We start from the raw sequence: 23,458 nt of genomic DNA, 5'->3' as shown, positions 1-23,458 counted from the left end.
GTCACGGCGCCGCGTAGGGGTCGGCGAAGCGCTCGTTCGGCACCTGGGCGTACCAGCCCGGCCTGCCAGGGTCGCGGTCGTAGGGGTAGCCGCCGAGCTCCTTGTAGAGCTCGGCGTAGCGGGCCAGCCGCTCCCTGTCCAGCCGCACCCCGAGCCCCGGCCCTTCGGGTACGGCGATGCGTCCTTCGTGGTAGGCCAGCTTCCCTCCCACGATGACGTCGTCGCGCAGCTGGTGGTAGTGGGCGTCGGCGGCGTAGGTGAGGTTGGGCAGCACCGCGCCCAGGTGCAGCATCGTCGCCAGCTGGATGCCCAGCTCGCCCGAGGAGTGCACCGCCACCCCCAGCTGGAAGGTCTCGCACACCCCCGCCGCCTTGATGCAGGGCCTGATGCCGCCCCAGAACGTGGTGTCGAGCAGCACGACGTCCGCCGAGCGGCGCAGCACGTTGGAGGCGAGCTGCTCGAAGTTCACCACGACGGTGTTGGTCGCCAGCGGGACCCTGACCTGCTCGCGGACCAGACGCAGCCCCTCCAGCCCGAAGACGGGGTCCTCGAGATAGTCGTTGTCCAGCCCCTCGATCGCGCGGCCGAAGCGCAGGCCCTCGGCCATGGACAGCACCGCGTTGGGGTCGTAGCGCAGCCGATCGCCGGGGAAGGCGGCCGCCAGCGCCCGGTAGCACTCCAGCTCGTAGTCGGGAGGGAACACCCCGCCCTTGAGCTTGTGAACGGTGAACCCGTGCTCCCGTTTCAGCCGCCTGGCGTGCTCGACGAGCTGGTCGGGCGTGCGCACCTCGGCGAAGCCCTCGCCCTCGTAGCGGAAGAAGAGGTAGGAGGCGAACGGCACCTGCTCGCGCAGCCTCCCGCCCAGCAGGTCGTGGACGGGCACGTCGAGGTGCTGGCCCATGAGGTCGAGGCAGGCGAACTCCAGGGCCGCGAGCAGCTGGGTGCGGTTGTTGTAGAGCGACGCCGTCGGATTGGCGATCTTGAAGCGGAGCGCCTCCAGCTGGAACGGGTCGTGCCCCGCCAGGTACGGCAGGAGCGCGCGGAAGGCCGCCTCCGCGCTCTCGCCCCCGCCGCCCATCTCGCCGAGCCCGACCAGGCCGTTGTCGGCCTCGACCTCGACGATGGTCCTGACGAAGCGGCCCCAGTGGGCGCCGTTGCTGTGTCTCAGCGGCGCCTCCAGGGGAACGGCGACCGTCGTGGCCCGGATGTCAACGATCTTCACAGGTCCCCCAAACGGCGGCCACTCCGCAGGCGGGCAGCCGTACCCTGACCTTCTCCGCACTGACCTCCAGCGGCCTCCTTCCCCGTGCCAGGCCCGGACTCACCTGCGCGGACCGCAGCCCCCGCAGGCCCACCTCGACCTCCACGGGCACGTCGGCGAACGACTGCAGCCTGACCACGACGCCCTCGTCGAAGCGGCCCAGCGAGGTGACCTGCACCTCGGGATGGTCCACGGTCACGAAGACGCCCTCCTTGGAGGGGGCGGCGTCGCCTGTGGCGAGGATGCCGAGGAAGGGGTCGGTGAGGCCCGAGGCGGCCAGCGCGCCCAGCGCCGTGCCCTTCACCTCCGTGGAGGAGGTCACCGCGTAGCGGAAGGTCGTCTCGCCCTGCTGCTGCGTGGGGAAGTTGGTGTCCCAGATGTTGTTGAGCGCCCAGGAGTAGACCGTCGCCTGCTCCTCGTCCAGCGTGGCGGGGAAGGGCGCGTAGGGCATGTGGATGGTGCCGAGCTGCACCAGCGGCGCCTCCAGCGTCGCCCACGCGATGGACAGGCCGGGGTCGTCGAAGGTGATCCAGTGCCTGATCGGCAGCATGTAGGCGGCCGAGCCCGGCACGCTCGGGCCTCCTCCGACGCCGCCGGTCAGCTCCCATGCCGAGGGCGGGCCGTCGCCGGCGAAGGGGAAGGCCACGAAGACCGCCTCCTTGGCGGGTGTGCCCTGCTTGGCCAGCTGGTAGGTCAGGTCGAGCCTGGGCACGCCCGCGTGCAGCTCGAGGGTCGTGCGCACCCAGTCCGCGCCCTTGGCCTGCAGCTCCACGACCAGCTTCTCGCCGATCGCGGTGCGCTCGGCCTTGACGACCGCCGCGTGGCGGCCGATCGCCCTGTCCCCGAGCAGCGTCCTGTCGTGCGCGCCGACATGGCCCGACATGTGGTTGAAGTGGGGGGCCGTGGCGTAGCGGTCGTAGACGTACTGCCCGAAGCCGGCCGCGGCGTCGGCGTTGACCAGTTCCCTGCCCGCCACCTTGTCGAAGATCGAGCGGATGTAGCCCTCGCGGACGTCGTAGCTCACCCGGTAGAACTCGTTCTCGATCGTCTCGTCGATCTCCTGCGTCTCGACGGCCTCGCCCGGCTGGATCGACACGAACGCGTAGCCGTACCCGGGAAGATCCCTGACGACCGCGCTGACGTGCCGGCCGATCGGCCGCGTCGGCCAGTCGACGGGGTGCACGACCTCCTCGTGGTGCGCGATCCGCTCGCCCGTCCGCTCGTCCACCAGCGCGATCGGCTGCTCCAGCGGCACGATGTCCCGCGGCAGGAAGGCCCGCACCACGTCGGTCCTGCGCTGGGTGCCGGGGTTGACGACCACGAATCCGGTGCCGCCGAACCGCCGCCCGAACCTGCGCATGCCCGCCTGCAGCAGGTCGGCCGAGTCGTCCTGCGCGTCGTAGGCGCCCGCCGACTTGCGCGTCCACTGCAGCCCGCCGGAGTCGCCCGCCTCCTCGGCGTCCTCCCACGGGTTGGCCGCGCCCCAGGTGTGCTCGTTGAACAGCGCCACCTTGTCGTAGGCCAGGTCGATCTGCTCGGTGGCGTCGGCGCCCGCCAGCGTATGGAGGGTCTCGGCGGCGCGCAGCGCGCTCTGCGCCCGCCGTACGTAGCCGAGCGGACGCGCTCCCGACCCGAGCCCGTCGGCCCACCAGTCGGTCCAGTCACCCTCGTGTACGGCGAGGCGGTCGTGGTAGCGCTCCTCGACGTGCGCGAAGAAGTCGCTGTTGATCGCCGAGCGCAGCCGGGGGAAGGCCCACATGGTGTTCCACTCGCGCACGATCGAGGCGGGGACGATCGAGGGCCCCGCGTTGTCGGCGTGCGCTCCCTGGACCCGCAGGTGCAGGGCGTCGAGCTCGTAGGGCGCCCTGTCGGCGTCGGGCCCCTGCCAGCCGAAGGTGCCAGGGCCGTACGGGTAGCCCCTGCCCGCGAGGGCGGACAGGTAGCGCGGCAGCAGGTCGTCGGCCAGCTCGAAGGAGTCGGCCAGGCCGACCGTGTTGCCCTCCATGTAGGCCATGCCGTGCGGCGTGTCGGTGAACCACACCAGCAGCTCGTTGCCGCTGGGGGCGCGCCATCTGAAGGGCCGTGTCAGCTTGTCGCCTCCGTGCAGGTACGGCACCGACCGCCCCGCCCAGTTGTGCGCCGCCGCGAGGTAGCGCACCCCGGCCGCGTTCAGCGCGTCGACCAGCCCGACGACCGCGCCTGGCACGTCGGTGTGCATCGCCGAGCGGGTCGGCAGCTCCTCGGTGAAGCGCAACTGGCGGTAGAGCTCCTCCGTCGAGCACGCCTCGGTGTGCAACTGGAACGGCAGCGCGGTGACCTCGATCAGCCCTTCGCGCACCCGCTCCTTGAACGCCTCCACCAGGTCGCGGGGGCGTGCGGCCAGCCAGCGCAGCGCCGGCATCGACGACTCGACCGTCCAGCGGAACTTCGCGTCGTCGGGCCAGTCCTCGCTCTCCTGCGTCAACCGCAGCGCCGCGTCGAGATAGTCGAGATGGTGACGCAGCACGGTGCCCTGAGGGTCGGTGTAGCCGATGTCCAGATGGGAGTGGTGCACGACGAAGACGTCCCAGTGGCGCTGGGGCGTGACCGTGATCGTCGCCTCGCCGATCAGCCCCTCGCCGTCGCTCAGCCGCAGGGTGAAGTCGGTCGGCTGCGACACCTCGGGCACGAGCAGGGTCACGTCCGCGCCCTCGGCCCTGTCGACGCCCACCAGCTCGTGTTCCATGCGGGCCGGCACCAGGCCGGTGACCGAGACCCTGACCGCCTGGCGCCCGTCGTGCGTGATCAACGGCAGCACGGAGGCCCTCGCCTCCAGGCCCCTGACGGAGATCACCGGGGTGGAGGTGTCCTCGCGCAGCGCCTGCCGTATGCCGTCGTAGTCGGGGGAACCAAGGCTCGGCTGCAGCAGCCGACTCGTCATGAAAGTCCTCCTAGGGCGAGTCCACGGGCGAACATCCGCTGGGTGGCCACGAACAGCACCACCGTGGGCAGTGACACGACCAGCCCCGCGGCCAGTCCGACGGGCACCGGCGTGCCCGCGTAGACGTCGGTCACCAGACCGGCCAGCGCGGTCATCACGGGCCGTACCTCGGCGGTCTGGGTCAACGTCAGGCCGAAGAGCAGGTCGTTCCAGATGAAGGTGAAATTGAGGATGAAGACCGCCGCCAGGGCGCTGGTGGCCAGCGGCAGGTAGACGCGCCAGAAGATGCGGAAGGTGGAGGCGCCGTCCATCCTGGCCGCCTCGAAGATCGAGAAGGCGACCCCGGTGAAGAAGTTGCGCAGCACGAAGGCCGACAGCGGCACGCTGATCGCGGTGTAGACGAGGATCATGCCGAACCTGGAGTCGTACAGACCCGCGTCGCTGAAACCGACGAACAGCGGCACCAGGAGCATCTGCGAGGGGAAGATCGTGCCGCCGAACAGCAGCATGAACCACCAGAAGCCGTACCGCAGGCGCAGCACCACGATCGTGTACCCGGCCATCGCGCCGATCAGCACGCCGAGCGCGGGCGAGACGACGCTGTAGAGCGCCGTGCTGGCCAAACTCTCCTGGAGGTTGGCCGACTCCCACGCCCGGGCGAAGTTGGTGAACAGCGCCATGTCGGGCGAGGGGATCCAGGCTCTGGAGGAGTCGTAGCTGTCGGGCGGCCGCGAGGCGTTGACGAGCAGCAGGTAGGTGGGGCCGAGCCAGATCAGCCCGAGCACCACGAGGAAGGCCCTTCTGATCACTTGCGCCCCCTCAGGTAGAGGTAGGAGGCGAGCCCCGTGACGACGGTGAGCATCACCGCGACGGCCGAGCCGTAGCCGTACTCGCTGGCCACGAAGGTGTCGCGGTACATGGTCACGGCCAGCGTCTCGGAGTTGCGGCCTGGGCCTCCCTGCGTCATCACCCACACGATGTCGAAGCTCTTCAGGCTCGCCACCAGCGCGAGGCCCACCACGACCGCGGTGAGCGGCGCCATCAGCGGCCAGATGACATGGCGGAAGAGCCGCCATCCCGACGCCCCGTCGAGCCGCGCCGCCTCGATCGGCTCCTTGGGGATCGACTGGAGGCCGACCGCGAACAGCAGCGTGTTGACGCCGAGCTGCTGCCACGTCCAGACCAGCAGCATCGCGATCGTGTTGTGCGGCGCCTCCTGCAGGAAGGCGGTGTCGACGCCGAGCAGTTTGTTGGCGATGCCGTCGTGGGACAGGATCGGGCTCCAGACCAGGCCGAGCCCCGCCCCGCTGAGCGCGTAGGGCAGCATGAACGGCACGCGGAACCACGCGCCACCCCTGATGTCGTAGGACAGCACCGCCACCAGCAGCCCGAGCCCGACGGGCAGCACCATCGTGCCCGCCACCCAGATGAGCGTGTTGCGGATCGCGGTGAGCAGCGCGGGGTCGTCGAGCAGCTTGACGAAGTTCTCGAACCCGACCCACTCTGGCGGGATCAGGCCGTCGTAGCGGGTGAGGCTGAGGTAGGCCGTCCACACGAAGGGCGCGTAGAGCAGCCCCGCCACCAGCAGCACCGAAGGGGCGACGTACCCTGCGCGGAACCTGCCCAGCAGCGGGGCCGCTCTGCCTGTCACTGGTGCGTGCTCCAGTACTCGTCGGCCTTCTTCTGGATGTCCTCGAGCACCTGCCGGTAGCTGTCCGGCTTGGTGACGAAGAGCCCGAAGCCGTCGAGGGCGGCCGTCAGGATCGGCGGAGGGGTCGCCTCGAAGTAGCGGTTGACCAGCCGGTACTTCCCGCTGCCCGCGTCCTTGGTGACCTGGCCGAGCACCTCGCTCTTGATGGTGACCTTGGGGTTGGCGCTCACGTCGCCGCGCGCGGAGGACCACTTCTCCTGGGCCTGCGCGGTCGTCCACCACTTGAGGTACTTCATGCTCGCCGCCGGGTCGGGCGCCTTGGCCAGCGAGCACAGCGGGCCGCTCTCGAAGATCATCGAGGTCTTGGGGAGCGAGGCGTTGACGTTCGGGATGACGAAGAACCCGGCGTCAAGATTGCGCTGGGTCATGCTGGTGTTGAACCAGGTACCGAAGGAGACCATCGCCACCTTGTCGTTCTTCAACGCGTCGGCGGGGTCGGTCTTGTCGCCTGGGTTGCTGAAGTATCCGGCGTCGATGAGCGACTTCCACTTCTCCATCACCTGGACGACGCCGGGGTCGGTGTACTTCGCCTTGCCCGTCGAGAGCCGGTCGTACAGGTCGGGGTCGGTCCCCGCGAGGAGCTGCTCGAACCAGACGAAGGAGAACAGCACGGAGGTGTGGTAGAAGGCCTTGATGTCGGCCTTCTTGAGCGTCTCGGCCACGGTGACCAGCTCGTCCCAGGTCGTGGGCGGCTTCAGGCCGTGCTTGTCGAAGATCTTCTTGTTGTAGAACATGCCCCAGTAGGCGACGTTCAGCGGGACGCAGTACTGCTTGCCGTCCACGGTGTAGTAGGTGGCGACGTCCTCGGACAGGTCGCCGTTCTTGATGGCCTCCTGCCAGATGGCCGTGGTCTCGGCGACCTGCTTCTGCCCGACGATCTCCTTGAGCAGCCCCCCTGTCTGCCAGGTGAACAGGTCGGGTTTCACGTCGGTGCGGAAGGAGGCCTTGATGAAGGCCTGGTAGGTGGGCTCGTCGGTGTAGCCGACCGGCTTCATGCCGAGGCCGATCTGCTGCTTGGACAGCGCGCCCATCTCGGTGAAGTACTTACTCCATGCGCCCTTGTCGTTGTAGAGGGTGAGCTCTGTCTTGGGCTGGCCCGTGGGAGTGCTTCCACACGCGGCCAGAAGGACTGATGCGGCAATCAGGATGGGGGTACGCCGGATCATGACCGGCCTCCTGTTCTACATGAGCCGTTGCTGGACCACCGTTTTCACGTCAATCAGATGCGCGCGCATGAGCTCCTCCGCAGCCCGTGCGTCGCCTGCCTCGATGGCCTCGAGGATCGTCAGGTGCTCGTCGTAGTCGCGGCGCCTGTCGTCGTAGATGCGCAGGATCTCCCGCTGCTCGGGGGCGTGCACGCTCAGCAGCGAGTCGACGACCTCCTCGAGCACGCTGTTGCCCGCCAGCCTGGCGCTGACCCGGTGGAAGGTCATGTTCGCCTCGTGCAGCTCGGCGTCCTGGCCGCTCAGGTGCCTGGCGGCCTCGCCCAGCACCTCCCTCAGCTCCTCCGCTCCCGGACGCCCCGCGGCGAGCCCCGCCAGCGGCGGTTCGATGAGGATGCGCGCGTCGAGCAGGTCGAGCAGCTGCCCTCCCGGCATCGAGCGCATGTTGGGGTTGGGCAGCACGATGCGCTCGATGTCCGCGCCGACGTACAGCCCCGACCCGTGCCGCATCTCGATCGCGCCCGTGGCCTCGAGACGGCGCAGGGCCTCCCTGAGAGTGGGCGTGGTCACCGAGAACCGCTGAGCGAGCTCGCGGGTGGTGGGCAGCCGGTCGCCAGGCTGCAGCCCGCTGTCGCTGATCAAGCCGAGCACCTGCTCGGTCAGCACGCCGGAAAGGGAGGGCCTGACAACCATCATCTAATGATTAGATCACTTATCCGCCGACTTTTCACCCCATGAAAAGAATCGTCGGTGCCGGCGTCTACCTGTGCGGCTGGTCGATGGGCCGCGGGATCGTCGCGATGGCCGCCAGGCGGCTCGTCCTCGGCAGTCCCGTCGTTGACTGGACCTCGCCGATCGCGCTGGGCGCCAGGTAGCAGGGAGTGCCAAGCGGCCGGCCTCAGCGGGAGAGTCGTGGTCGGGGCTGTCCTTCGACGACCAACGCGCGGGTCGTGACCGAGTTCGTCAGCGCTCCAGCACGCTGAGCATCAGGTCGATCTGGGCCTCGCGCGACGCCTCGACCTGCTTGGCCCACTCCTTCACCTTGGGGCTCTCGCCGTTGTAGACCTCGACCCTGGCCATCTGGACGGCGTCGTCCTGGTGCGCGATCAGCAGGTTGACCAGGTCGCGCTCGTTCTTCACGGCGGCGATGCGCTCCCTGTCGGTCTCGGGTAAGCCGCCGTGCCCCGCGTGGGCGTCGGTCGGGGCGGTGAGCGGCTGGTCCCATTCGGTCAGCCACCTGGTCATCGTCTGGACCTCGGTGGTCTGGGTCTGCTCGATCGCCGCGGCCAGGTTCCGCACCGCGGGGCTGGTGGCCTTGGGGCCGGCGAGCCGTACGATCTCGATACCCTGCTTGTGGTGCGGGATCATCATCTGCAGGAACATCACGTCGTCGGCGTTGACCTGCTCAGGTGGCGGCTCGCCGCAGCCCGCTCCGAGGAACAGGGCCGCGGCGAGGGCTGCGATCAGACGCGCTTCCACAGCGCGGGGACGTTGGGCGGCTCCCACCCGGCGATGGCCGTGTGCGGCTGCAGGCACTCGTAGGACAGACCGGCGTAGGTCACGCGGTCACCTCCCTTGTAGGCCTTGCCAGCCTGCCACGTGCCCGAGGGGACTGTCGAGGTCGGCGTGGGGGTCGGTGTCGGGGTCGGTGTGGGAGTCGGCGTCGGGGTGGGCGTCGGGTTGCCTCCTCCGCCGCCGAAGTCCACGTCCGAGCAGGTGTAGAAGGCCTCGTTGCTGCCGACGACGCGCTGCCAGATCGAGTAGAGGATGTGCCGCCCCGAGCGCTGCGGCAGGTTGAGCGTCCAGTTGGTGAACGTGGTGGGGTTCTGGCCGTTGAACGTCCTGAGGTGGACCAGGTCCGACCACCTGAGGGGCATGGTCGGGTTCCAGCCGTCGCGGGTGATGTAGAACTCGAAGTTGCTGTTGGAGTGCGGCGCGGTGGCGTGGTAGGTGAGCGTGAAGCTGCCTGGCCGTACCGAGGTCGCGGGCCAGTCGGCGCGCTGCAGGTCGAGCCCGCGGTACTTGTCACGGCCCGCGCTGCAGAGCTTGCCGTCGGGGATGATCTCGCGGTGCCGTCCGCCCGCTTCGAGCAGGGAGACCTCGTTCCAGTCGTAGAAGGCCTGGGTCCCGCCCGCGGCCACGGCCGCCTTGCAGGCGGCCGACTTGGGCGCCTCGGGGCCTTCGTTCTTACAGACGTAGACGCGGCTCGGCGGGTTGGACATCGTGCCGTGGGCGTTGGCGGCGCCGGCAGGGAGGAGGACGAGGGCGGCTGTGCCTGCGGCTAAGGCGGCGGTTCTCTTGGTCACGGGAGCTCCCGGGGGGTAACTAAAAGGAAACCTTCCTAAGAATTAACTCCTGATGACGTCCGGCGCAAGGGCCCCCAGTCAACGGTTCACTTATCGCGCCCGCCCCAGGGCCCGCCATCAACCGAACGGTGGATCTCAGCGTCAGCCGCATCCACGACCGATCATGGCCGGAGGGGCGATTCGCCGGAAGAGCCCACGCACGAGGCTTGAGCCATGGCAGTCATCGAAGTCACCGACCTCACCAAGAGGTACGCGGGCCAGACGGTTCTGGACGGGATCTCCTTCTCCGTGGAGGAGGGCGAGATCTTCGGCATCCTCGGCCCCAACGGCACGGGAAAGACCACCGCCGTGGAGTGCGTGGAGGGCCTGCGTCGCCCCGACGGCGGGACGATCAGGGTGCTCGGGCTCGACCCGATCAAGGACGGACGCGAGCTGCGCGAGCTGATCGGCGTCCAACTCCAGCACACGCAGCTGCCGGAGAACATCAAGGTCTGGGAGGCGCTCGACCTCTACGCCTCCTTCTACGCCAACCCGCGCGACTGGCGCGAGCTGCTGGAGCAGTGGGGGCTGGCCGCCAAGCGCAACGCCCGGTTCGGGAAGCTCTCGGGCGGCCAGAAGCAGCGGCTGTTCATCGCGCTGGCACTGGTCGGCAACCCCAAGGTGGCCTTCCTCGACGAGCTCACCACGGGGCTCGACCCGCAGGCCCGCCGCGCCACCTGGGAAGTGATCAAGCAGGTCCGCGCGTCCGGCGTGACCGTGGTCCTGGTCAGCCACTTCATGGACGAGGTGGAGGAGCTCTGCGACAGGGTCGCCGTCTTCGACCGCGGCGACATCGTCGCCATCGACACTCCCGCGGGCCTGATCGACGGGGTCGACGCCGAACACCAGATGCGGTTCAGGCTGATGACAGGAGACGCCTCGCTCCTGAGCGAGGTCCCCGGCGTGACCGGCGTGACCACGAAGGGAGACCAGGTGGTCGTCACGGGCAGGGGCGACTTCGCCACCGCCGTCACCGCCGCCCTGGCCCGCAACCACGTCATGGTCGCCGACCTGCGCATCGACAAGCGCACCCTCGACGACGCGTTCGTCGCCCTCACCGGCCGCTCCCTCCACCTCTGAGCCCCTCCGACCAGCCGCCTCCACCTCCGAGTCGCCCTGACTCGCCCCTCGCCCACCTCCCGGTCGCCCTGACTCCCCTCGCCCCACCTCCGAGTCGCCCCGACTCGCCCCTCGCCCCACCTCTGAGGAGAACCACCATGACCAAGCTCACCGTCGTCGAGTTGAAGCTGCTGGTGCGCGAGCCCGGCTCGATGTTCACGATCCTCCTCCCCCTCTTCATCCTGGTGATCTTCGGAAGCTCGATCCCGCCAGGAGACACGGTGCTCCTGCCGATGACGCTGGCGATCGCCGTGGGACTCGTGGGCCTGTACCTCCTGCCCACCACCCTGGCCACATACAGGGAGAGGGGCATCCTGCGGCGGCTGTCCACCACCCCGGTGCGCCCGCGAAGCATGCTGATCGTGCAGCTGCTCCTCCAACTCGTCCTCGCCGTCACCGCCTGCACGCTGCTGCTCGCCGTCGCCGGCACCGTCCTCGGCGCCCATCTGCCCACCAGGGTGGTGCCCGTCGTCGTCGCCTTCGCGCTCGGCACGGCCGCCATGTTCGCCATCGGCCTGCTCATCGCGGCCGTCGCCCCCAACGGACGCACCGCCAACGGTGTCGGCGTGCTGCTGTACTTCCCGATGGCCTTCCTCGCCGGGCTGGTCCAGCCCGCCGACAAGATGCCGGTTATCCTGGCCGCCATCGGCGAGTACACCCCTCTGGGCGCTTTCAGGCAGACCCTTCAGGACGTCTGGGCGGGCGCTTCGCCGAGCCCTCTGCTGCTGGGCGTGATGGCCGCGTACGCCGTGATCATCAGCGTCGCGGCCGCCAAGTTCTTCCGCTGGGAGTGATCGTGCCGACGCGCCTCGACACATGGGAAGGGCGCCTCGAACGCCTCATGGCGGCGGTGCCGTACGTGCTGCTCGCTGTCTCCACCGCGCTGTTCCTGCTCACCGACTCCCACTCGGCGGACTACCGCCTGGTCACGCTCGGCCTGGCCGTACTGACCGCCGGGTGGGTCGCGCTGATGACCAGGTGGCCCGCGCTCTACATCGCCGGCCTGGTCATCCTGATCGCGGCGCTCAGCACGCGCGGGATCTGGTTCGCCAGCTTCTTCGCCTTCACCGGATACCTGCACTCGTGGCAGTTCCTGCGCGGGATGTGGAGGTTCGTCGGCGTGAGCGCCACGGCGGCGATCAGCATCGTCGCCTACGGGGGCGGCCCGCCCGAGCCCACTCCCACCGCGATCCTCACCTACCTGTTCTTCGTCGCCGCCATCGTGGCCCTGGTCGGGCTGTTCAGCTTCGTCGGCGAGGTCACGGCCGAGCGCAGCGCCGAGCGGAAGCGCATGGTGTCCCAGCTCGAGGCGACGATGAGGGAGAACGCGGGGCTGCACGCCCAGCTGCTGATCCAGGCGCGGGAGGCTGGCGTGCTCGACGAGCGCCAGCGCATGGCGGGCGAGATCCACGACACCCTCGCCCAGGGACTGACCGGCATCATCACCCAGCTCCAGGCGGCCACCCACGCCAGGGAGGGCGGCGAGTGGCAGCGCCACATCGACAACGCCACGCGACTGGCGCGCGAGAGCCTCGCCGAGGCGCGCAGGTCCGTGCACGCCATCGCCCCGGGCCCGCTGGAGTCGGCGCGCCTGCCCGACGCGCTGGCGGAGGTCGCCTCCGCGTGGTCGAACCTCAACGGGGTGCGCGCCGATCTCACCACGACTGGTACGGTCCGCCCCATGCATCCCGAGGTCGAGGTGACGGTGCTCCGTACCGCCCAGGAGGCGCTCGCCAACGTGGCCAAGCACGCAGAGGCCACGCGTGTCGGGCTGACCCTGTCGTACATGGACGATCTGGTCACCCTGGACGTCCGCGACGACGGCGCCGGTTTCGACCCCGCGCGCGCCAAGGACGGCGGCGGCTTCGGCCTGACGTCGATGCGCCGGCGCGTGAGCCGCCTGGCGGGCACCCTGGAGATCGAGTCCGAGCCCGGCGCGGGCACCGCGATCTCCGCGAGCCTCCCCGCCATCCTCAGGGAGAACCCCAGTGCCTGATTCCCCCATCCGCCTGCTGATCGCCGACGACCACCCCATCGTGCGGGACGGCATCCGCGGCATGTTCACCGGCGATCCGCGCTTCGAGGTGCTCGGCGAGGCGGGCGACGGCGCCCAGGCAGTCGAACTGGCGCGGGCGCTGGGGCCCGACGTGATCCTCATGGACCTGCGCATGCCCAGGATGGACGGCGTCTCGGCCATCAAGGAGCTGGTCAGGCTGGGCATCGCCGCCCGCGTCCTGGTGCTCACCACCTACGACACCGACAGCGACGTCCTGCCCGCCATCGAGGCCGGCGCCACCGGCTACCTGCTCAAGGACGCCCTGCGCGACGAGTTGATGCGCGCGGTCGAAGCGGCGGCCCGCGGTGAGGCCGTGCTGTCCCCCTCGGTCGCCACCCGCCTGCTCACCCAGGTGCGTACGCCCGCGGACCCGTTGAGCGCGCGGGAACGGGAGATCCTCGAGCTGATCGCCCAGGGCGCCACCAACCGCGAGGCGGCCGCGCGGCTGTTCATCAGCGAGGCCACGGTCAAGACACACGTGCTGCACATCTACACGAAGCTCGGCGTCAACGATCGGGCTGCGGCAGTGGCCGTGGCATACCAACGCGGCCTGCTCACCTGACCGGGCCCACGCCTCCCCCACACGCCTTCCCCCGGCACATCCCGCATTCCGCCTCGCTCCGCACCACTGCTCGGCCGGACCCCTTTCCCCCGGTCTGCGAGCGGCCCAGCGGTCAGATGTCGCTGAAGCCGTACTCCCTGGCAAGGTCGGCGACGGGAAGGGTCAGGCCCGCGTGCCGCCCCACGTCGGGATCCTCCAGCAGGGCGCGGACGGCGCGGCCGGGGAACTCGACCGAGTCACCGCCCGGCACGTCGTCGCCGATCGTCGCGATGATCGCCTCGGTGCGGGTGAACCCGGGAGAGACGGCGAGCGCCGTGACCCCGTGCGGGCGCAGGTCATGAGCCAGTGAGCGGGCCAGGCGACTGACGCTCGTCATGGCCAGGTCGTAGAAGAGGTGACCGGCGATCACCTCGGCGTCAGGATCGGTGTACCCGGTCAGGACGACCAGCCCTCGCCGCTCGATCAGCAGGGGCGCCGCGTACCAGGCCGTCACGAGGTGACTGCGGACCCCGATGTCGATCATGTTGTGCCAGTGTTCGAGCGGCAGCGTCCAGAACGGACCACCGGCGAAGGGCAGCGCGTTGCCGTTGCAGGCGTTGGCCACCAGCAGATCGATCCCGCCCTGCTCGACGCGCACCCGCTCGAACAGCGACTCGACGGTCTTGTCGTCATCGTGGTCGACGCGCACGGGAATGCCGATGCCGCCGCGCGCGGTCACCTGCTCGGCGGTGTCCTCGATGGTGCCCGGCAGCGCGGAGTGACGATGGTCGCGGCTCTCACGATCGGCGGCGTAGACGATCGCCCCTGCCTCGCCGAGCACGAGGGCGATGCCCCGCCCGATACCGCGCGCGGCCCCGGTCACGACAGCGACAGTGCCATCCATCAGAGCTCCGTACGAGAAGGCTGCCCGGTCACGCTCTTTCGTCCAGCCTCACCAGCCGGACCCACCCTGTCAACGCCGCCGCGCCGGCCGAGGGACTTACGGGGCGAGTACGTCGGGGAGCTGGCTGCGATGCTCTATGTTCAGCTTGCGATAGATCCGGTACAGGTGACTGTGCACGGTCCGCACCGACAGATGCAGACGCTCAGCGATCTCCCGGTCGGAGAGCCCTCGAGAAGCGAGCCCTGCGACCTCGTACTCCCTGCGGGTGAGGATCGCAGGCGGTGAGGAGAGGCCGGGGGTGCGGGCGCCTTCACACGCCCCGGACAGCTCACTGAGCCGGGTCGATGACGCCAGCGCCGACCCGAGGCGGCCCTCGGCCCGATGGATCAGGCTTGCTGTCGCCGCCGCCTCGGCGGCCCACAGCACGCAGCCGGTCGCCGCGGCCTCGCGGGAGACCTCGTCGAGAGCCGCCGCGTCCCGCCGGGACAGGGCGGCGGCGTTCCTGGCCATGAGCGACTGCAGAGCACTCTGGCTGGATGAGGCGAGACGCTGGAGATCGCCGGCCACGGCCGCGGCGGCGCCCAGCCGCGCGGCGTCGTGCAGCACCCAGGAAGCCATCAGCAGCGACCCGACCTGTTCAAGCTCTTCGGCCTGCCTGAGGGCCAGCTGCACGGCGGCCGTGAGATCCCCCTCGGCGTACCGGGTCCAGACCGAGCCGCTCCTGCGCGGGGCCGCGAGCCCTCCGGGAAGGGCCGCCCGCAGCCGCTCCATGGCCTTCCCCGCCCGGTATGCGTCGCCGAGCAGTGACTCCGCCTCGCTCAGCGCGTCCAGACCCCACATCTGCGGACTCGCCGCGATGCCGTGGATCGGCATCACGGCGAGCGCCTCCCGCAGCCAGCGCCGGGCAGTGGCCGGGCGGCCGGAGAGCAGCAACACCTGCCCGAGATCGTGCGCCCAGTAGGCGCGCCACGTCGCGGCGGTCCCCGTCGCCTCCGCCGCCAGGGCGGATCGGCCGAGTTCGATCGCCTTGACGATCTGGCCATCGAGAGCCAGGGCCTGCAGGAGGGCCATGCGGGTGAGCTCCGCGCGCGGCCCGCCCATGCCGTCCAGCGCGACATGGGCGAGTTCGATGGCGTCCCTGGTCTGTCCCGCGCACGCGAGCGCGCGTACCTGGGAGAAGGCGAGCGCGGCGAGCACCTCGGGATCCGCCGGGTGCCGCCGGAGGATCCGATCAGCGAGCTCCACCGACTCGTCGATATGCCCGACCGCGAACGCCTGGGCGGCCCGGCCGAGCTCCAGCCGCAGCCTGACCCCTGGGTCAGCCGTCGTCAGCGCGGCGGACGCCAGTGTGTCCTTCGCCTCCCCTACCTGGCCGCGGATGAGGTGGACGCGCGCCCGCGCCGAGAGCGCCCTGGCACGCGACGCGTCGTCCGGCGCGTCCGCCTCGAGCGCCCTGGCCAGGTCGAGGGCGCGCGTGGCCGCTCCGAGGTAGGGCAACTCGGCGACGAGCGCCAGACGCGACTCGAAGGAGCCGTCGGCATCGACCGCGACCTGGAGCAGGCGCCCGGCGAGCTGGTGGTCCAGCGCCTCTGACGCCTCCCAGGCCGCTTCGCGGAGCAGCGCCGGGTCGGCGGGCACGCCCGCCTCGACTCGCCACACCGCGATCCTGACCCGGTCACGCCGCCTGCGCGCTCCCACGGCCTCGACCGCGTCGGCGAGCCTCCTGCGGTGGTCGCGGGCCCGCAGCGGAGGGAGCGTCGCCCGCAACGCCTCGCCGTACAGGGGATGGACGAGGGCCACGAGGTGTCGCCTGCGGTCGGGAATCGCGGTCAGCAGCCGCTCGGACTCGAGCTCCAGGATCACCTCGGGGGCGATGAGACGTTCCAGGATCTCCGCGCCGACCGGTTCGGCGAGGGCCACGAGCTCAGCCGCGGCCCGTACGGCAGGAGCGAGCCGGTCAAGACGGGCGGCGATGGTGGCGGGCAGGTTCGTGTCCCCGAAGACAGGCTGAAGCAGCCGCCAGACACCGTCCTTCTCGGTGAAGGTCGCGGCATCCACTAGCTCGCGAAGCAGGAGTGGGTTGCCACCGCTCAGCCGCAGGAGATGGGCGGGCAGCGTCGACTCCACCTGGCCGGCGAGCGCCGTCGAGAGCAGCTCGGCCGTATCGCTTTCGGTCAGCCCCTCCAGGGCCATGCGCTCGAGGTCACGCCACCACCCTGCGGTCTCGTCGCCTCGCACCGCCAGCACGACGGGAACCGAGGCGCCGGCGACAAGATGCCGCGCCAGGGCGGCCGACGCCGGATCGAGCAGGTGGGCGTCGTCGATGACCAGCGCGCCCGAGCCGGCGATGTGGGCGGCCGCCGCCGTCAACGTACGCGTGAGCTCGCCCTCGCCTGCCCACGCAGGCAGCAGGTGCGCGAAGGGCAGCAGCGGGATCCCGCCCGGCGTGGCGAAGACCCAGTTCACCTCGACCCCACCGGCCTCGGCTCTCGACCGGGCTTCGGAGAGCAGCCGGCTCTTGCCGATCCCGGCCGGGCCGGTGACCACCAGACCGGAGCCGGCGCGTCCGGTCATCACCGCCGTCAGGCGATCGAGTTCGCACTCGCGCCCCACCAGCGGCCATGAGCTCATGGCCGCAGGGTACTGCGCATGCCGTTCGCCGAGAATGCAGTAATCCATTACCGATGTGATGGCGTAAACGCGAGCCGGCTCCGAGGCCCGGGCTCGTGCTGGTGGGTGATGCGGCCATCACCGGCGATCCCACACCGGCCGTCGGCTGCGGCTGGGCGTTCCGCGCCGCCGAGTGGCTGGTGGACTCCACGGCTCCCGCGCTGCTCGACGGTGGGGACCTCGAGGCCGGTATCGCGGCCTATCGCAGGGCGCTCGGCTTCGTCGCGGGGCATGACAGGCTCGGCCGGCGGGACGCCATGGCCCGTCCCGTGAACAGGGTGCAGAAACTGGTCACCCGAGGAGCTCACCGCGATCCCGAGCTCGGCCGCCGCGTCTATCTGTTCTCGATGCGAGCCATTCCGGTGGCCGAGTTGATCAACCCTCGGACTCTTCTCCGGGCCGTCTGGGCCGCGACCCGTCCGTGATTGCCCTACCGCCAGGCGGCGCGCACACCCGCGTGGCAGCTGCGGGCGCTCCACCCGTCAGGCGTCGAAGCGGCGGCGGGAGGCGTCGATGTGGCCGAGGTAGCGGTGGGTCCAGTCGCACATCCCATGGACCGTCTCTCGTAGGGCCTGGCCCACGGTCGGCGCGGGCGACCTGGCCGCCCAGGTCGAGCAGTGCTACCTCAACATCGGCACCGCTCTCGCCGAGGTCGGCGGTTCCTTCGACGACGTGGCGAAACTGACCGTTTACGTCGTCGGCTGGACCCCCGACAAGATGCCGCTGCTCCTGGAGGGGGTCACCCGTGCGGCCGCGAAGCGGGGGGTCACCCCGGTACCGCCGGCCACCCTGCTGGGCGTCGCGGCACTGGACGTACCCGACCACCTGGTCGAGGTCGAGGCCACCGCGATCCTCGACTGAACAGGCGCTCTTCAGCGGGCCGACCTGGCCCGGTTCGGACTCTGCCTGATGCACGACCGGCGTACGGGTCCGCGGTGCTCAGCCCCGTGACAAGCGGGAGCTGCGCAGGCCGACATCCGATCAAGCGGCGTCGAGGGCCTCGGTGATCTTGCGGGCCATCTCCGCCATGGTGGGGCTGGGCTCGCCCTTGTGGGTCTGGGCGGCTGCTTCGACGGCGACGCTGACGGTGCGGCGGAAGTTGTCGGCCTCTGCCGGATCCTGCTGCTTGAGCAGGCTCATGGATTCCGTCAGCGCCGGCAGCACCTGGTCGGCGAGTTCGGCCACGGACTTGCCGTACTTCACGCCCTTGGGCGCCTTGGTGAGCACGTGCCCGACCGGACCGGTCGCGGAGGTCAGGGCGATGGAGCCTTCGGTGGCGGCCTTGTGGGGCGAGCCGGCGGCGCCGGCGGCGGACATCAGCGAGACGGCGCCCCACGCGGCGGTCCGCAGGGTGAGCTTGTCCTGGTCGGTAAGGGTGATGGACATGGTGGCGTGCTCCTTCAATAAGAATTCAACGGAACGGGCGGATGGTGGAACGCGGTCCTGTGGGGGCCAGGGGTGTCGGGATTGCTCAGGTCGGGTCGCCCGAAGGGATCTCACCCTCGGGCGACCCGGCCTCAGGCGAACAGGGCCAGATGTCGACGGTTTCGGCCGCCAGGGCCGCCCGTCGGGTGTCGTGGGTTGAGGCCGGGCATACCAGGCACCGGGCGTACCGGGCGCGGGCGTGGTCTCAGTCGTCGATCGCCTGGTAGGTCGTGGTCCAGAAGTCGTGGATCAGCCGCGCCGAGTTCGGGGCGGACATCCCGACCTGGGTGAGCACGATTCCGGTGAGCTGCTTGTCCGGGTCGGCATACGTCGAGGTGCCGCTTCCGCCGTCCCAGCCGAACTGGCCGATGGGCGCGTAGTCGCCGCGGTAGGTGCGCACCGCCATCCCCATGCCCCAGCCGCCGTGCTGACCCTGACCGAACGACAGGTGGACGCTGTCGGCGGCCATGGCGTTGCGTGCGGCGTTCTGCTCCGGCGTGAGGCGATTGGTGGTCATCAGCTCGACGGCCGGCCGGGACAGGATCCGCTCACCCTCGTGCATCCCGCCATTCAGCAGCATCCGGAAGTAGGCGTGGTAGTCATCGACAGTGGAGACCAGCCCACCGCCGCTGCCCTGGAACGCCGGAGGCTTGCTCCACCGTCCACCCGCGGCCTCGTCCCACACATGGAACTCTCCGCTCTGCGCGTCCGGGGCATACAGGGGCGGCAACCGGTCGATCTTGTCGGCGGGCACGTGAAAGGCGGTGTCCTTCATCCCCAGCGGATCGAAGATGCGCTCACGCAGGAACGTCTCGAACGACTGGCCCGTGACCCTGGCGACCAGCACACTGAGGACGTCGTGGCTGATCTGGTACTGCCAGCGCTCTCCAGGCTGGTACATCAGCGGAAGCGCGCCCAGACGGCGCATCCACTCATCCGGCCCGGGCATCGGCTCCGGCAGGTCCGGCGTGAGCCCCTGCTCGAAGATCGCGCCCATGATCGGAGCGCCCAGCGCCGTCATATCCATGCCGAGCCCGAACGTGGAGGTCAGCAGGTCCCGCACGATGATCGGCCGACGCGCCGGCACCGTGTCGTCCAACGGGCCGTCGATCCGCGTCAGCACCCGCCGGTCGGCCAGTTCCGGCAGCCACGGATCCACCGGGTCATCCAGCCGCAGCCTGCACTCATCCAGCAGCACCATCGCCGCCGCCATCGCGACCGGCTTGGTCGTGGACGCCATCCTGAAGATCGTGTCCCGGCGCATCTGCGCGCCACCCTCGTGGCGCATCGTCCCGACCGCTTCGACATGCGTCTCACCGCCACGGCTGACCAGAGCGACAAGCCCGGGAATCTTCCCCGACTCGACATGCCGTCCCAGCACCTCGCGCAGCCTACGCAGCCCCGTCTCGGAGAAGCCGCTGTTGCCCTTTTCCATCATGAATCTCCTTACGCACAGTGTTTTTCGATCTGCGAGACCCGTCCCGGCGTGACGCCCATGGCCTCGGCGAGCTGGGCCTGGTGAGCCCGTGGCGCTTATGCTCCGGCTCGACTTCCCCGCCGGACATCCAGGTCGATGCCGTCGAGCACGACCTTGTCCTTGTATGTCTTTCGCGGCCCCGAGGCCGCGATCGCTGAACCGCTCATGGCATTAACCATCGCCGACCGACCTGATACCGGGCCGTCGCCGTCCTGACGCCGCAGCTGACACGACACCGCATGGTCAGCGCGAGGCTGGTCAACTGGGTCGTAGGCTCCGGTGATCTCGCAGTCCGTCTCCGAGAAGCGGGATCACCACCGTCAGCACCCCGCTGCCCATCCACCTCAGACGAGCGGGATCACCACCGTCAGCACCCCGTTCCGATCGCCAGCACCCCGCGTGCACAGGCGTGGCACGCCAGGATCAGCCGACGTCGGGATGGCCGCCGGGCGCGATCCATTCGGTCAGCTCGACGACGATGCCGTTGGGGTCGGTGAGACGCATCAGCGACTCACCCCACGGGTTGCGCCACAACTGCCTGGAGATGGGTGCGCCCTCGACGCTCAGGCGCGCGTACTCCTTGGCCAGATCGGTGACCGCGAACGCCACCACCGGCTGCGCGATCCGCTCTCGCGGCTGTTCGAGGTCGCGCTGGCGCAGCAGGATGTCGGCGGCCGCGTCGTCGCGGCTCAGCCAGGTGAAATCCGGAGTGTCGAGCACCTCGCGGAAGCCCAGATAGGTGGTGAAGAAGTGGCGGGAGCCTGCCGGATCGTCGACGGTGAAGACGACTGTCGAGGCGACGATGTTCATGTTTCTGCTCGTATGCGGTTGTTTGCCATGATTCCCCTCCTATGTGGTGATTCGTCCTGGATCAAGGGTGTCGGTACGGCCGGGCCGGGGCAACACCGGATCTTGCAACGCTGCGTTAACCTCAGACTTCACGCCGGGGAGAACACGCTGGAGATCCGCGACGTCGAGATCTTCCTGACGCCGGCCGAGGGGCTGCATGCCGGCCGTACGGCGGAGCGGTTGCACATGTCGGCCGCGCGTCAGCCAGGCGATCAAGAAGCAGGTACGCAACGTCGGCGCCCCTCATCGAGCGCACCTGCCGAGCCGGACGGCTGACACCAGTCGGCGGACACCCTTCGCCAGGCGCCAGTCCACGTTGAGCTCCAGGACGAGGGCGGGACCCTCGGAGACGCTGGACTCGGTGAAGCGACGGAGCTGGGTCTGCGCGGGGGCGCCAGGCTCCGGCCGATCCACGAAGGGTTTCGCATCAGCACGGATCGGGCCCGATCAGCCGCTCAGGGGAAGACCGACGTGCTGCGCATCGGCATGGTCGGCGACAACACGACAGCCGACGAGGGCTGTGGACGATCAGCCGGGCAGCGGTCCCAGGCCGCGCACGACGCGGGCGAAGGCGCGCATCATGTCGTTCTCCGCGGCGCTGAGCCACACCAGCCCGTACGGCAGCGCATCCATGTCCTTGACAGGCAGGTAGGCGATGTCGGGACGGCCGTAGTACCGGGTCACGTGGACAGGGAAGAGGGCGACGGCCTCTCCCAGGACCGTGTGCATGAAGATTTCCTCGACGTTGGTCACGTTGGCGGTGCGCTCGATCAATCGGCCCTTGGGCGTGAGCTCCGGGACGTAGTGGTCGAACCAGTAGCTGGGCATGGACTTGACCGCGATGTGCTGGAAATCGCTGACCGCCTCCAGGGAGACCGAGGACCATCGGGTGAGCGCATGGTCACCGGCCACGGCCAGCACCCTCGGCTCGGCGAAGAGCAGCGGACCCACGGTCAGGTCGGGCTCCTCGACCGGCAGCCACGTGACCAGGATGTCGACCTCCCCGTTGCGCAGCTGGGCGAACGGATCCTGGTAGGCCGACACCCGCAGGCGCAGCTCCCACTGAGGATGCCGGGCGCGGAAGGTCTCGAAGTAGCGGCGCAGTTCCTGGATGTTGACCGGGAAGAGGCTCACTCGGAGCGTGCCTGTCTTGCCGCGCGCGGCCAGCCGTGCCCGCTCCAGGCTGTGCGTCAGGTTCTGGTGGAGTTGGCGCAGATCGTCCCGCAACTGCTCACCCAGCCGCGTGAGCCGGACGCTGTGGCTGTTCCTCGCGAAAAGCTCGGCACCGATGGCCCGTTCCTGCTTCTTGATCGCCTGGCTGATCCGGGCCACAGAGACGTGCAGCCGCTCGGCGGCGCGGCCGAAGTGCAGCTCCTCGGCCAAGGTCAGGAAGATCTCGATGTCCCGTAGCTCCACAAGCCCCATGCCGCCGATCTATGCCAGGTATGGGGGAGTTTGGCATATCGGGACTAACCGGACCTCTCTTGCGGTCGCCCCCGACCTGCGGAGGGTCCTCACCGTCCGGCACCCTGAGGACCGGGATCAGGCGTGGCATCGCTCACCTGAAGAACTGGCGAGCCCTGGCCCGCCGCCACTGCCGCCGCGACCACCTGCCCGAGATCGTCACCGCCATCGCGGGACTCCCGTCCGACCAGCAGACCGCATAAGAGAACGTGACCACAGGCCACCGCGCCTCAATCCCAACTATGCACGAGGTCGTTAGACGCTCCTGCCCATGAAGCACATAAACGGAGGCCATCCCCGAGCCGCGGGGATGGCCTCCACTGACGATCTCACGCGTGGGCCATCTGCATGTCGCCTCCCCAACTTCGGGCGATGACAGTTCCATCCTCGAACTCGAAGTCCAAACGCATGCGTTGGCCCGACACCTCGTCGAACTCCTCGACCAGGCGCAGCAACCGCTGACCGATGTGCCTTACGAAGGGAACCTCATCGGGGGCGATGATCACGTCCACGCGACTGCCCAGTTCCTCCATCACGTAGCTCTCCCCCGGTTCCTCAGGCGTGATCCTGAGTTCCCAGTCAGAGGCGACGCCTAGATTGACCGTCAGCGCATCGAATCCGAGCCACACCTCACCGATAACCGGGGCGTCAGATCGATGCGTGAACTGGCTTGCCGTCACAGCGACCAGGCGCTGACTTTCCAGGGCAGTTACATCCACCGAATCAGCCTAGTCCGTGGCCAGTCAGCCGCCATCGGCTATGCGGGTTGCTGCACGGCGCTGCTGTACGGAGATCAAAAAGGCCCTCCCGGATCATCCGAAAGGGCCTTTTATTTGGGAGCCGCCTTCGGGATTCGAACCCGAGACCCCTTCATTACGAGGAGATCTCCCGTTTGGTCGGCCACAGCAGTACGGCAGTGACAGAGATGGTCTACCGGAAGCAGATCCGCCCATTCCTGCAGGAGGGCGCGACGGCCATGGATCGGATTTTCAAGACATGAGTTCGGCTCGCCCACTCGATAATGGGCTGTGGCCAAGCTTCCCGAAGAAGTCCGATCCAGCCTGCGCTTTTTCGCCTTCTACCTCGCCAACGGAACCCTAGACATGGAGTTGCTCGATGGCATCGACTACAGGCCGGTCTTGGTTGACTTCGGCTCCACGCTGGAGATGGTCTTCACCATCTACACCAACGTGCTGGAGATCGATGAAGATGGTCTAGTAGACGACGGACACGCCCAGTATCGGGTAGCCCAATGGATCCGCCGATACTGCGATCCCAGCTACGTGGTCGACCCCCCGTTCGAAGAATGGGAGACCCGTTTGATCGGCCCTTGATGGCACCAGCGGTCCCGGCCCGTGCTCACTTCGAACCTTCAGGCAATAGACACCCAGTTAGACCCCAAAGGCCCCCTGAGATCTCTCAGGGGGCCTTTGACCTGGAGCCGCCTTCGGGATTCGAACCCGAGACCCCTTCATTACGAGTGAAGTGCTCTGGCCGACTGAGCTAAGGCGGCGCGCCATACGGCGTGTTGAAGTCTACAGGAGCTTGAGGGG

General features: G+C 69.1%; 24 protein-coding genes and 1 tRNA gene. 9 read left to right on the top strand and 16 right to left on the bottom strand.

Annotation, left to right across the window (positions count from 1 at the left end; translation table 11 throughout):
• Position 1 precedes the first annotated feature (1 nt).
• From ABFX55_RS37860 to ABFX55_RS37835, 6 genes are read right to left on the bottom strand one after another with little or no spacing between them, the layout of a single operon-like run.
• Positions 2-1,222 (bottom strand): enolase C-terminal domain-like protein, encoded by a 1,221-nt coding sequence (locus ABFX55_RS37860; RefSeq protein ID WP_346127857.1) that lies wholly within the window; start codon positions 1,220-1,222, stop codon positions 2-4.
• Positions 1,209-4,181 carry a glycoside hydrolase family 38 N-terminal domain-containing protein gene (locus ABFX55_RS37855; protein ID WP_346127856.1) on the bottom strand — a complete coding sequence of 991 codons (2,973 nt, stop codon included), beginning with the start codon at positions 4,179-4,181 and terminating at the stop codon, positions 1,209-1,211. The genes ABFX55_RS37860 and ABFX55_RS37855 overlap by 14 nt, the downstream gene beginning before the upstream one ends.
• Positions 4,178-4,990: a carbohydrate ABC transporter permease gene (locus ABFX55_RS37850; protein ID WP_346127855.1), complete on the bottom strand. Its 813-nt coding sequence runs from the start codon at positions 4,988-4,990 to the stop codon at positions 4,178-4,180. Before ABFX55_RS37850 ends, ABFX55_RS37855 begins: the two co-directional genes overlap by 4 nt.
• Positions 4,987-5,832 carry a carbohydrate ABC transporter permease gene (locus ABFX55_RS37845; RefSeq protein WP_346127853.1) on the bottom strand — a complete coding sequence of 282 codons (846 nt, stop codon included), beginning with the start codon at positions 5,830-5,832 and terminating at the stop codon, positions 4,987-4,989. The genes ABFX55_RS37850 and ABFX55_RS37845 overlap by 4 nt, the downstream gene beginning before the upstream one ends.
• Positions 5,829-7,058: an ABC transporter substrate-binding protein gene (locus ABFX55_RS37840; protein ID WP_346127851.1), complete on the bottom strand. Its 1,230-nt coding sequence runs from the start codon at positions 7,056-7,058 to the stop codon at positions 5,829-5,831. The genes ABFX55_RS37845 and ABFX55_RS37840 overlap by 4 nt, the downstream gene beginning before the upstream one ends.
• Positions 7,059-7,073: 15 nt before the next feature.
• Positions 7,074-7,751 carry a FadR/GntR family transcriptional regulator gene (locus tag ABFX55_RS37835; protein WP_346127849.1) on the bottom strand — a complete coding sequence of 226 codons (678 nt, stop codon included), beginning with the start codon at positions 7,749-7,751 and terminating at the stop codon, positions 7,074-7,076.
• 38 nt (positions 7,752-7,789) lie between these two features.
• Here ABFX55_RS37835 and ABFX55_RS37830 point away from each other — a divergent pair, with 38 nt between their 5' ends.
• Positions 7,790-7,930: a hypothetical protein gene (locus ABFX55_RS37830; RefSeq protein WP_346127847.1), complete on the top strand. Its 141-nt coding sequence runs from the start codon at positions 7,790-7,792 to the stop codon at positions 7,928-7,930.
• Between the two features lie 88 nt (positions 7,931-8,018).
• On the opposite strand, the gene ABFX55_RS37825 is transcribed toward ABFX55_RS37830, so the two are convergent.
• Both ABFX55_RS37825 and ABFX55_RS37820 read right to left on the bottom strand, forming a co-directional pair.
• Positions 8,019-8,534 (bottom strand): DUF305 domain-containing protein, encoded by a 516-nt coding sequence (locus tag ABFX55_RS37825; RefSeq protein WP_346127845.1) that lies wholly within the window; start codon positions 8,532-8,534, stop codon positions 8,019-8,021.
• Positions 8,519-9,361 carry a lytic polysaccharide monooxygenase gene (locus ABFX55_RS37820; RefSeq protein WP_346127843.1) on the bottom strand — a complete coding sequence of 281 codons (843 nt, stop codon included), beginning with the start codon at positions 9,359-9,361 and terminating at the stop codon, positions 8,519-8,521. The genes ABFX55_RS37825 and ABFX55_RS37820 overlap by 16 nt, the downstream gene beginning before the upstream one ends.
• Before the next feature lie 213 nt (positions 9,362-9,574).
• Between ABFX55_RS37820 and ABFX55_RS37815 the strand changes: the two genes are divergently transcribed.
• From ABFX55_RS37815 to ABFX55_RS37800, 4 genes are all read left to right on the top strand, one after another.
• Positions 9,575-10,480 carry an ABC transporter ATP-binding protein gene (locus ABFX55_RS37815; protein ID WP_346127841.1) on the top strand — a complete coding sequence of 302 codons (906 nt, stop codon included), beginning with the start codon at positions 9,575-9,577 and terminating at the stop codon, positions 10,478-10,480.
• 137 nt (positions 10,481-10,617) lie between these two features.
• Positions 10,618-11,313 carry an ABC transporter permease gene (locus ABFX55_RS37810; RefSeq protein ID WP_346127840.1) on the top strand — a complete coding sequence of 232 codons (696 nt, stop codon included), beginning with the start codon at positions 10,618-10,620 and terminating at the stop codon, positions 11,311-11,313.
• Between the two features lie 2 nt (positions 11,314-11,315).
• Positions 11,316-12,515 carry a histidine kinase gene (locus tag ABFX55_RS37805; protein ID WP_346127838.1) on the top strand — a complete coding sequence of 400 codons (1,200 nt, stop codon included), beginning with the start codon at positions 11,316-11,318 and terminating at the stop codon, positions 12,513-12,515.
• Entirely contained in the window at positions 12,508-13,137 is a 630-nt protein-coding gene (locus tag ABFX55_RS37800) for a response regulator (protein WP_346127836.1), read from the top strand. Before ABFX55_RS37805 ends, ABFX55_RS37800 begins: the two co-directional genes overlap by 8 nt.
• Positions 13,138-13,249: 112 nt before the next feature.
• Here the strand turns inward: ABFX55_RS37800 and ABFX55_RS37795 are convergent, their stop codons facing one another.
• Both ABFX55_RS37795 and ABFX55_RS37790 read right to left on the bottom strand, forming a co-directional pair.
• Entirely contained in the window at positions 13,250-14,020 is a 771-nt protein-coding gene (locus tag ABFX55_RS37795) for an SDR family oxidoreductase (RefSeq protein ID WP_346127835.1), read from the bottom strand.
• Between the two features lie 96 nt (positions 14,021-14,116).
• Positions 14,117-16,651: a LuxR C-terminal-related transcriptional regulator gene (locus ABFX55_RS37790; protein WP_346127833.1), complete on the bottom strand. Its 2,535-nt coding sequence runs from the start codon at positions 16,649-16,651 to the stop codon at positions 14,117-14,119.
• Positions 16,652-16,746: 95 nt separating this feature from the next.
• Here ABFX55_RS37790 and ABFX55_RS37785 point away from each other — a divergent pair, with 95 nt between their 5' ends.
• Entirely contained in the window at positions 16,747-17,115 is a 369-nt protein-coding gene (locus ABFX55_RS37785) for a hypothetical protein (RefSeq protein WP_346127832.1), read from the top strand.
• Positions 17,116-17,236: 121 nt separating this feature from the next.
• Positions 17,237-17,551: a RidA family protein gene (locus ABFX55_RS37780; RefSeq protein WP_346131376.1), complete on the top strand. Its 315-nt coding sequence runs from the start codon at positions 17,237-17,239 to the stop codon at positions 17,549-17,551.
• A 120-nt stretch (positions 17,552-17,671) separates the two neighbouring features.
• Here the strand turns inward: ABFX55_RS37780 and ABFX55_RS37775 are convergent, their stop codons facing one another.
• The 3 genes from ABFX55_RS37775 to ABFX55_RS37765 form a co-directional block, all read right to left on the bottom strand.
• A complete protein-coding gene (locus ABFX55_RS37775) occupies positions 17,672-18,076 on the bottom strand; it encodes a hypothetical protein (RefSeq protein ID WP_346127830.1) in 405 nt (134 codons plus the stop codon).
• 244 nt (positions 18,077-18,320) lie between these two features.
• The gene (locus ABFX55_RS37770) at positions 18,321-19,550 is read right to left on the bottom strand and encodes a serine hydrolase domain-containing protein (RefSeq protein ID WP_428834794.1); all 1,230 of its coding nucleotides are present in this window, start codon (positions 19,548-19,550) and stop codon (positions 18,321-18,323) included.
• Positions 19,551-20,015: 465 nt separating this feature from the next.
• Positions 20,016-20,402 (bottom strand): VOC family protein, encoded by a 387-nt coding sequence (locus tag ABFX55_RS37765; RefSeq protein ID WP_346127826.1) that lies wholly within the window; start codon positions 20,400-20,402, stop codon positions 20,016-20,018.
• A 12-nt stretch (positions 20,403-20,414) separates the two neighbouring features.
• Between ABFX55_RS37765 and ABFX55_RS37760 the strand changes: the two genes are divergently transcribed.
• A complete protein-coding gene (locus ABFX55_RS37760) occupies positions 20,415-20,717 on the top strand; it encodes a hypothetical protein (protein WP_346127824.1) in 303 nt (100 codons plus the stop codon).
• 252 nt (positions 20,718-20,969) lie between these two features.
• On the opposite strand, the gene ABFX55_RS37755 is transcribed toward ABFX55_RS37760, so the two are convergent.
• On the bottom strand, positions 20,970-21,866 hold the full coding sequence (locus tag ABFX55_RS37755; protein ID WP_346127822.1) for a LysR family transcriptional regulator: 897 nt from the start codon (positions 21,864-21,866) through the stop codon (positions 20,970-20,972).
• A 368-nt stretch (positions 21,867-22,234) separates the two neighbouring features.
• The gene (locus ABFX55_RS37750; RefSeq protein ID WP_346127820.1) at positions 22,235-22,624 is read right to left on the bottom strand and encodes a hypothetical protein; all 390 of its coding nucleotides are present in this window, start codon (positions 22,622-22,624) and stop codon (positions 22,235-22,237) included.
• Positions 22,625-22,933: 309 nt separating this feature from the next.
• On the opposite strand from ABFX55_RS37750, the gene ABFX55_RS37745 reads away from it, so the two are divergent.
• Complete coding sequence (locus ABFX55_RS37745; protein WP_346127818.1) at positions 22,934-23,239, top strand: DUF7677 family protein; 306 nt, start codon at positions 22,934-22,936, stop codon at positions 23,237-23,239.
• A 102-nt stretch (positions 23,240-23,341) separates the two neighbouring features.
• Here ABFX55_RS37745 and ABFX55_RS37740 read toward each other — a convergent pair.
• A tRNA-Thr gene (locus tag ABFX55_RS37740) sits at positions 23,342-23,418 on the bottom strand.
• Between the last annotated feature and the right edge of the window lie 40 nt (positions 23,419-23,458).

This window comes from Nonomuraea roseola (assembly GCF_039535395.1).
Taxonomy (GTDB): domain Bacteria; phylum Actinomycetota; class Actinomycetes; order Streptosporangiales; family Streptosporangiaceae; genus Nonomuraea; species Nonomuraea roseola.
Note: the sequence above shows the minus strand (reverse complement) of the source record. Positions and strands in the feature narration are given on the sequence as shown.

What these genes read in the sequence shown, in the direction of transcription:
- ABFX55_RS37855 (WP_346127856.1), bottom strand. Translation starts at nt 4,181, where the DNA reads ATGACGAGTCGGCTGCTGCAGCCGAGCCTTGGTTCCCCCGACTACGAC.
- ABFX55_RS37840 (WP_346127851.1), bottom strand. Translation starts at nt 7,058, where the DNA reads ATGATCCGGCGTACCCCCATCCTGATTGCCGCATCAGTCCTTCTGGCC.
- ABFX55_RS37835 (WP_346127849.1), bottom strand. Translation starts at nt 7,751, where the DNA reads ATGATGGTTGTCAGGCCCTCCCTTTCCGGCGTGCTGACCGAGCAGGTG.
- ABFX55_RS37830 (WP_346127847.1), top strand. Translation starts at nt 7,790, where the DNA reads ATGAAAAGAATCGTCGGTGCCGGCGTCTACCTGTGCGGCTGGTCGATG.
- ABFX55_RS37815 (WP_346127841.1), top strand. Translation starts at nt 9,575, where the DNA reads ATGGCAGTCATCGAAGTCACCGACCTCACCAAGAGGTACGCGGGCCAG.
- ABFX55_RS37810 (WP_346127840.1), top strand. Translation starts at nt 10,618, where the DNA reads ATGACCAAGCTCACCGTCGTCGAGTTGAAGCTGCTGGTGCGCGAGCCC.
- ABFX55_RS37795 (WP_346127835.1), bottom strand. Translation starts at nt 14,020, where the DNA reads ATGGATGGCACTGTCGCTGTCGTGACCGGGGCCGCGCGCGGTATCGGG.
- ABFX55_RS37790 (WP_346127833.1), bottom strand. Translation starts at nt 16,651, where the DNA reads ATGAGCTCATGGCCGCTGGTGGGGCGCGAGTGCGAACTCGATCGCCTG.
- ABFX55_RS37775 (WP_346127830.1), bottom strand. Translation starts at nt 18,076, where the DNA reads ATGTCCATCACCCTTACCGACCAGGACAAGCTCACCCTGCGGACCGCC.
- ABFX55_RS37770 (WP_428834794.1), bottom strand. Translation starts at nt 19,550, where the DNA reads ATGGAAAAGGGCAACAGCGGCTTCTCCGAGACGGGGCTGCGTAGGCTG.
- ABFX55_RS37765 (WP_346127826.1), bottom strand. Translation starts at nt 20,402, where the DNA reads ATGAACATCGTCGCCTCGACAGTCGTCTTCACCGTCGACGATCCGGCA.
- ABFX55_RS37760 (WP_346127824.1), top strand. Translation starts at nt 20,415, where the DNA reads ATGCGGTTGTTTGCCATGATTCCCCTCCTATGTGGTGATTCGTCCTGG.
- ABFX55_RS37755 (WP_346127822.1), bottom strand. Translation starts at nt 21,866, where the DNA reads ATGGGGCTTGTGGAGCTACGGGACATCGAGATCTTCCTGACCTTGGCC.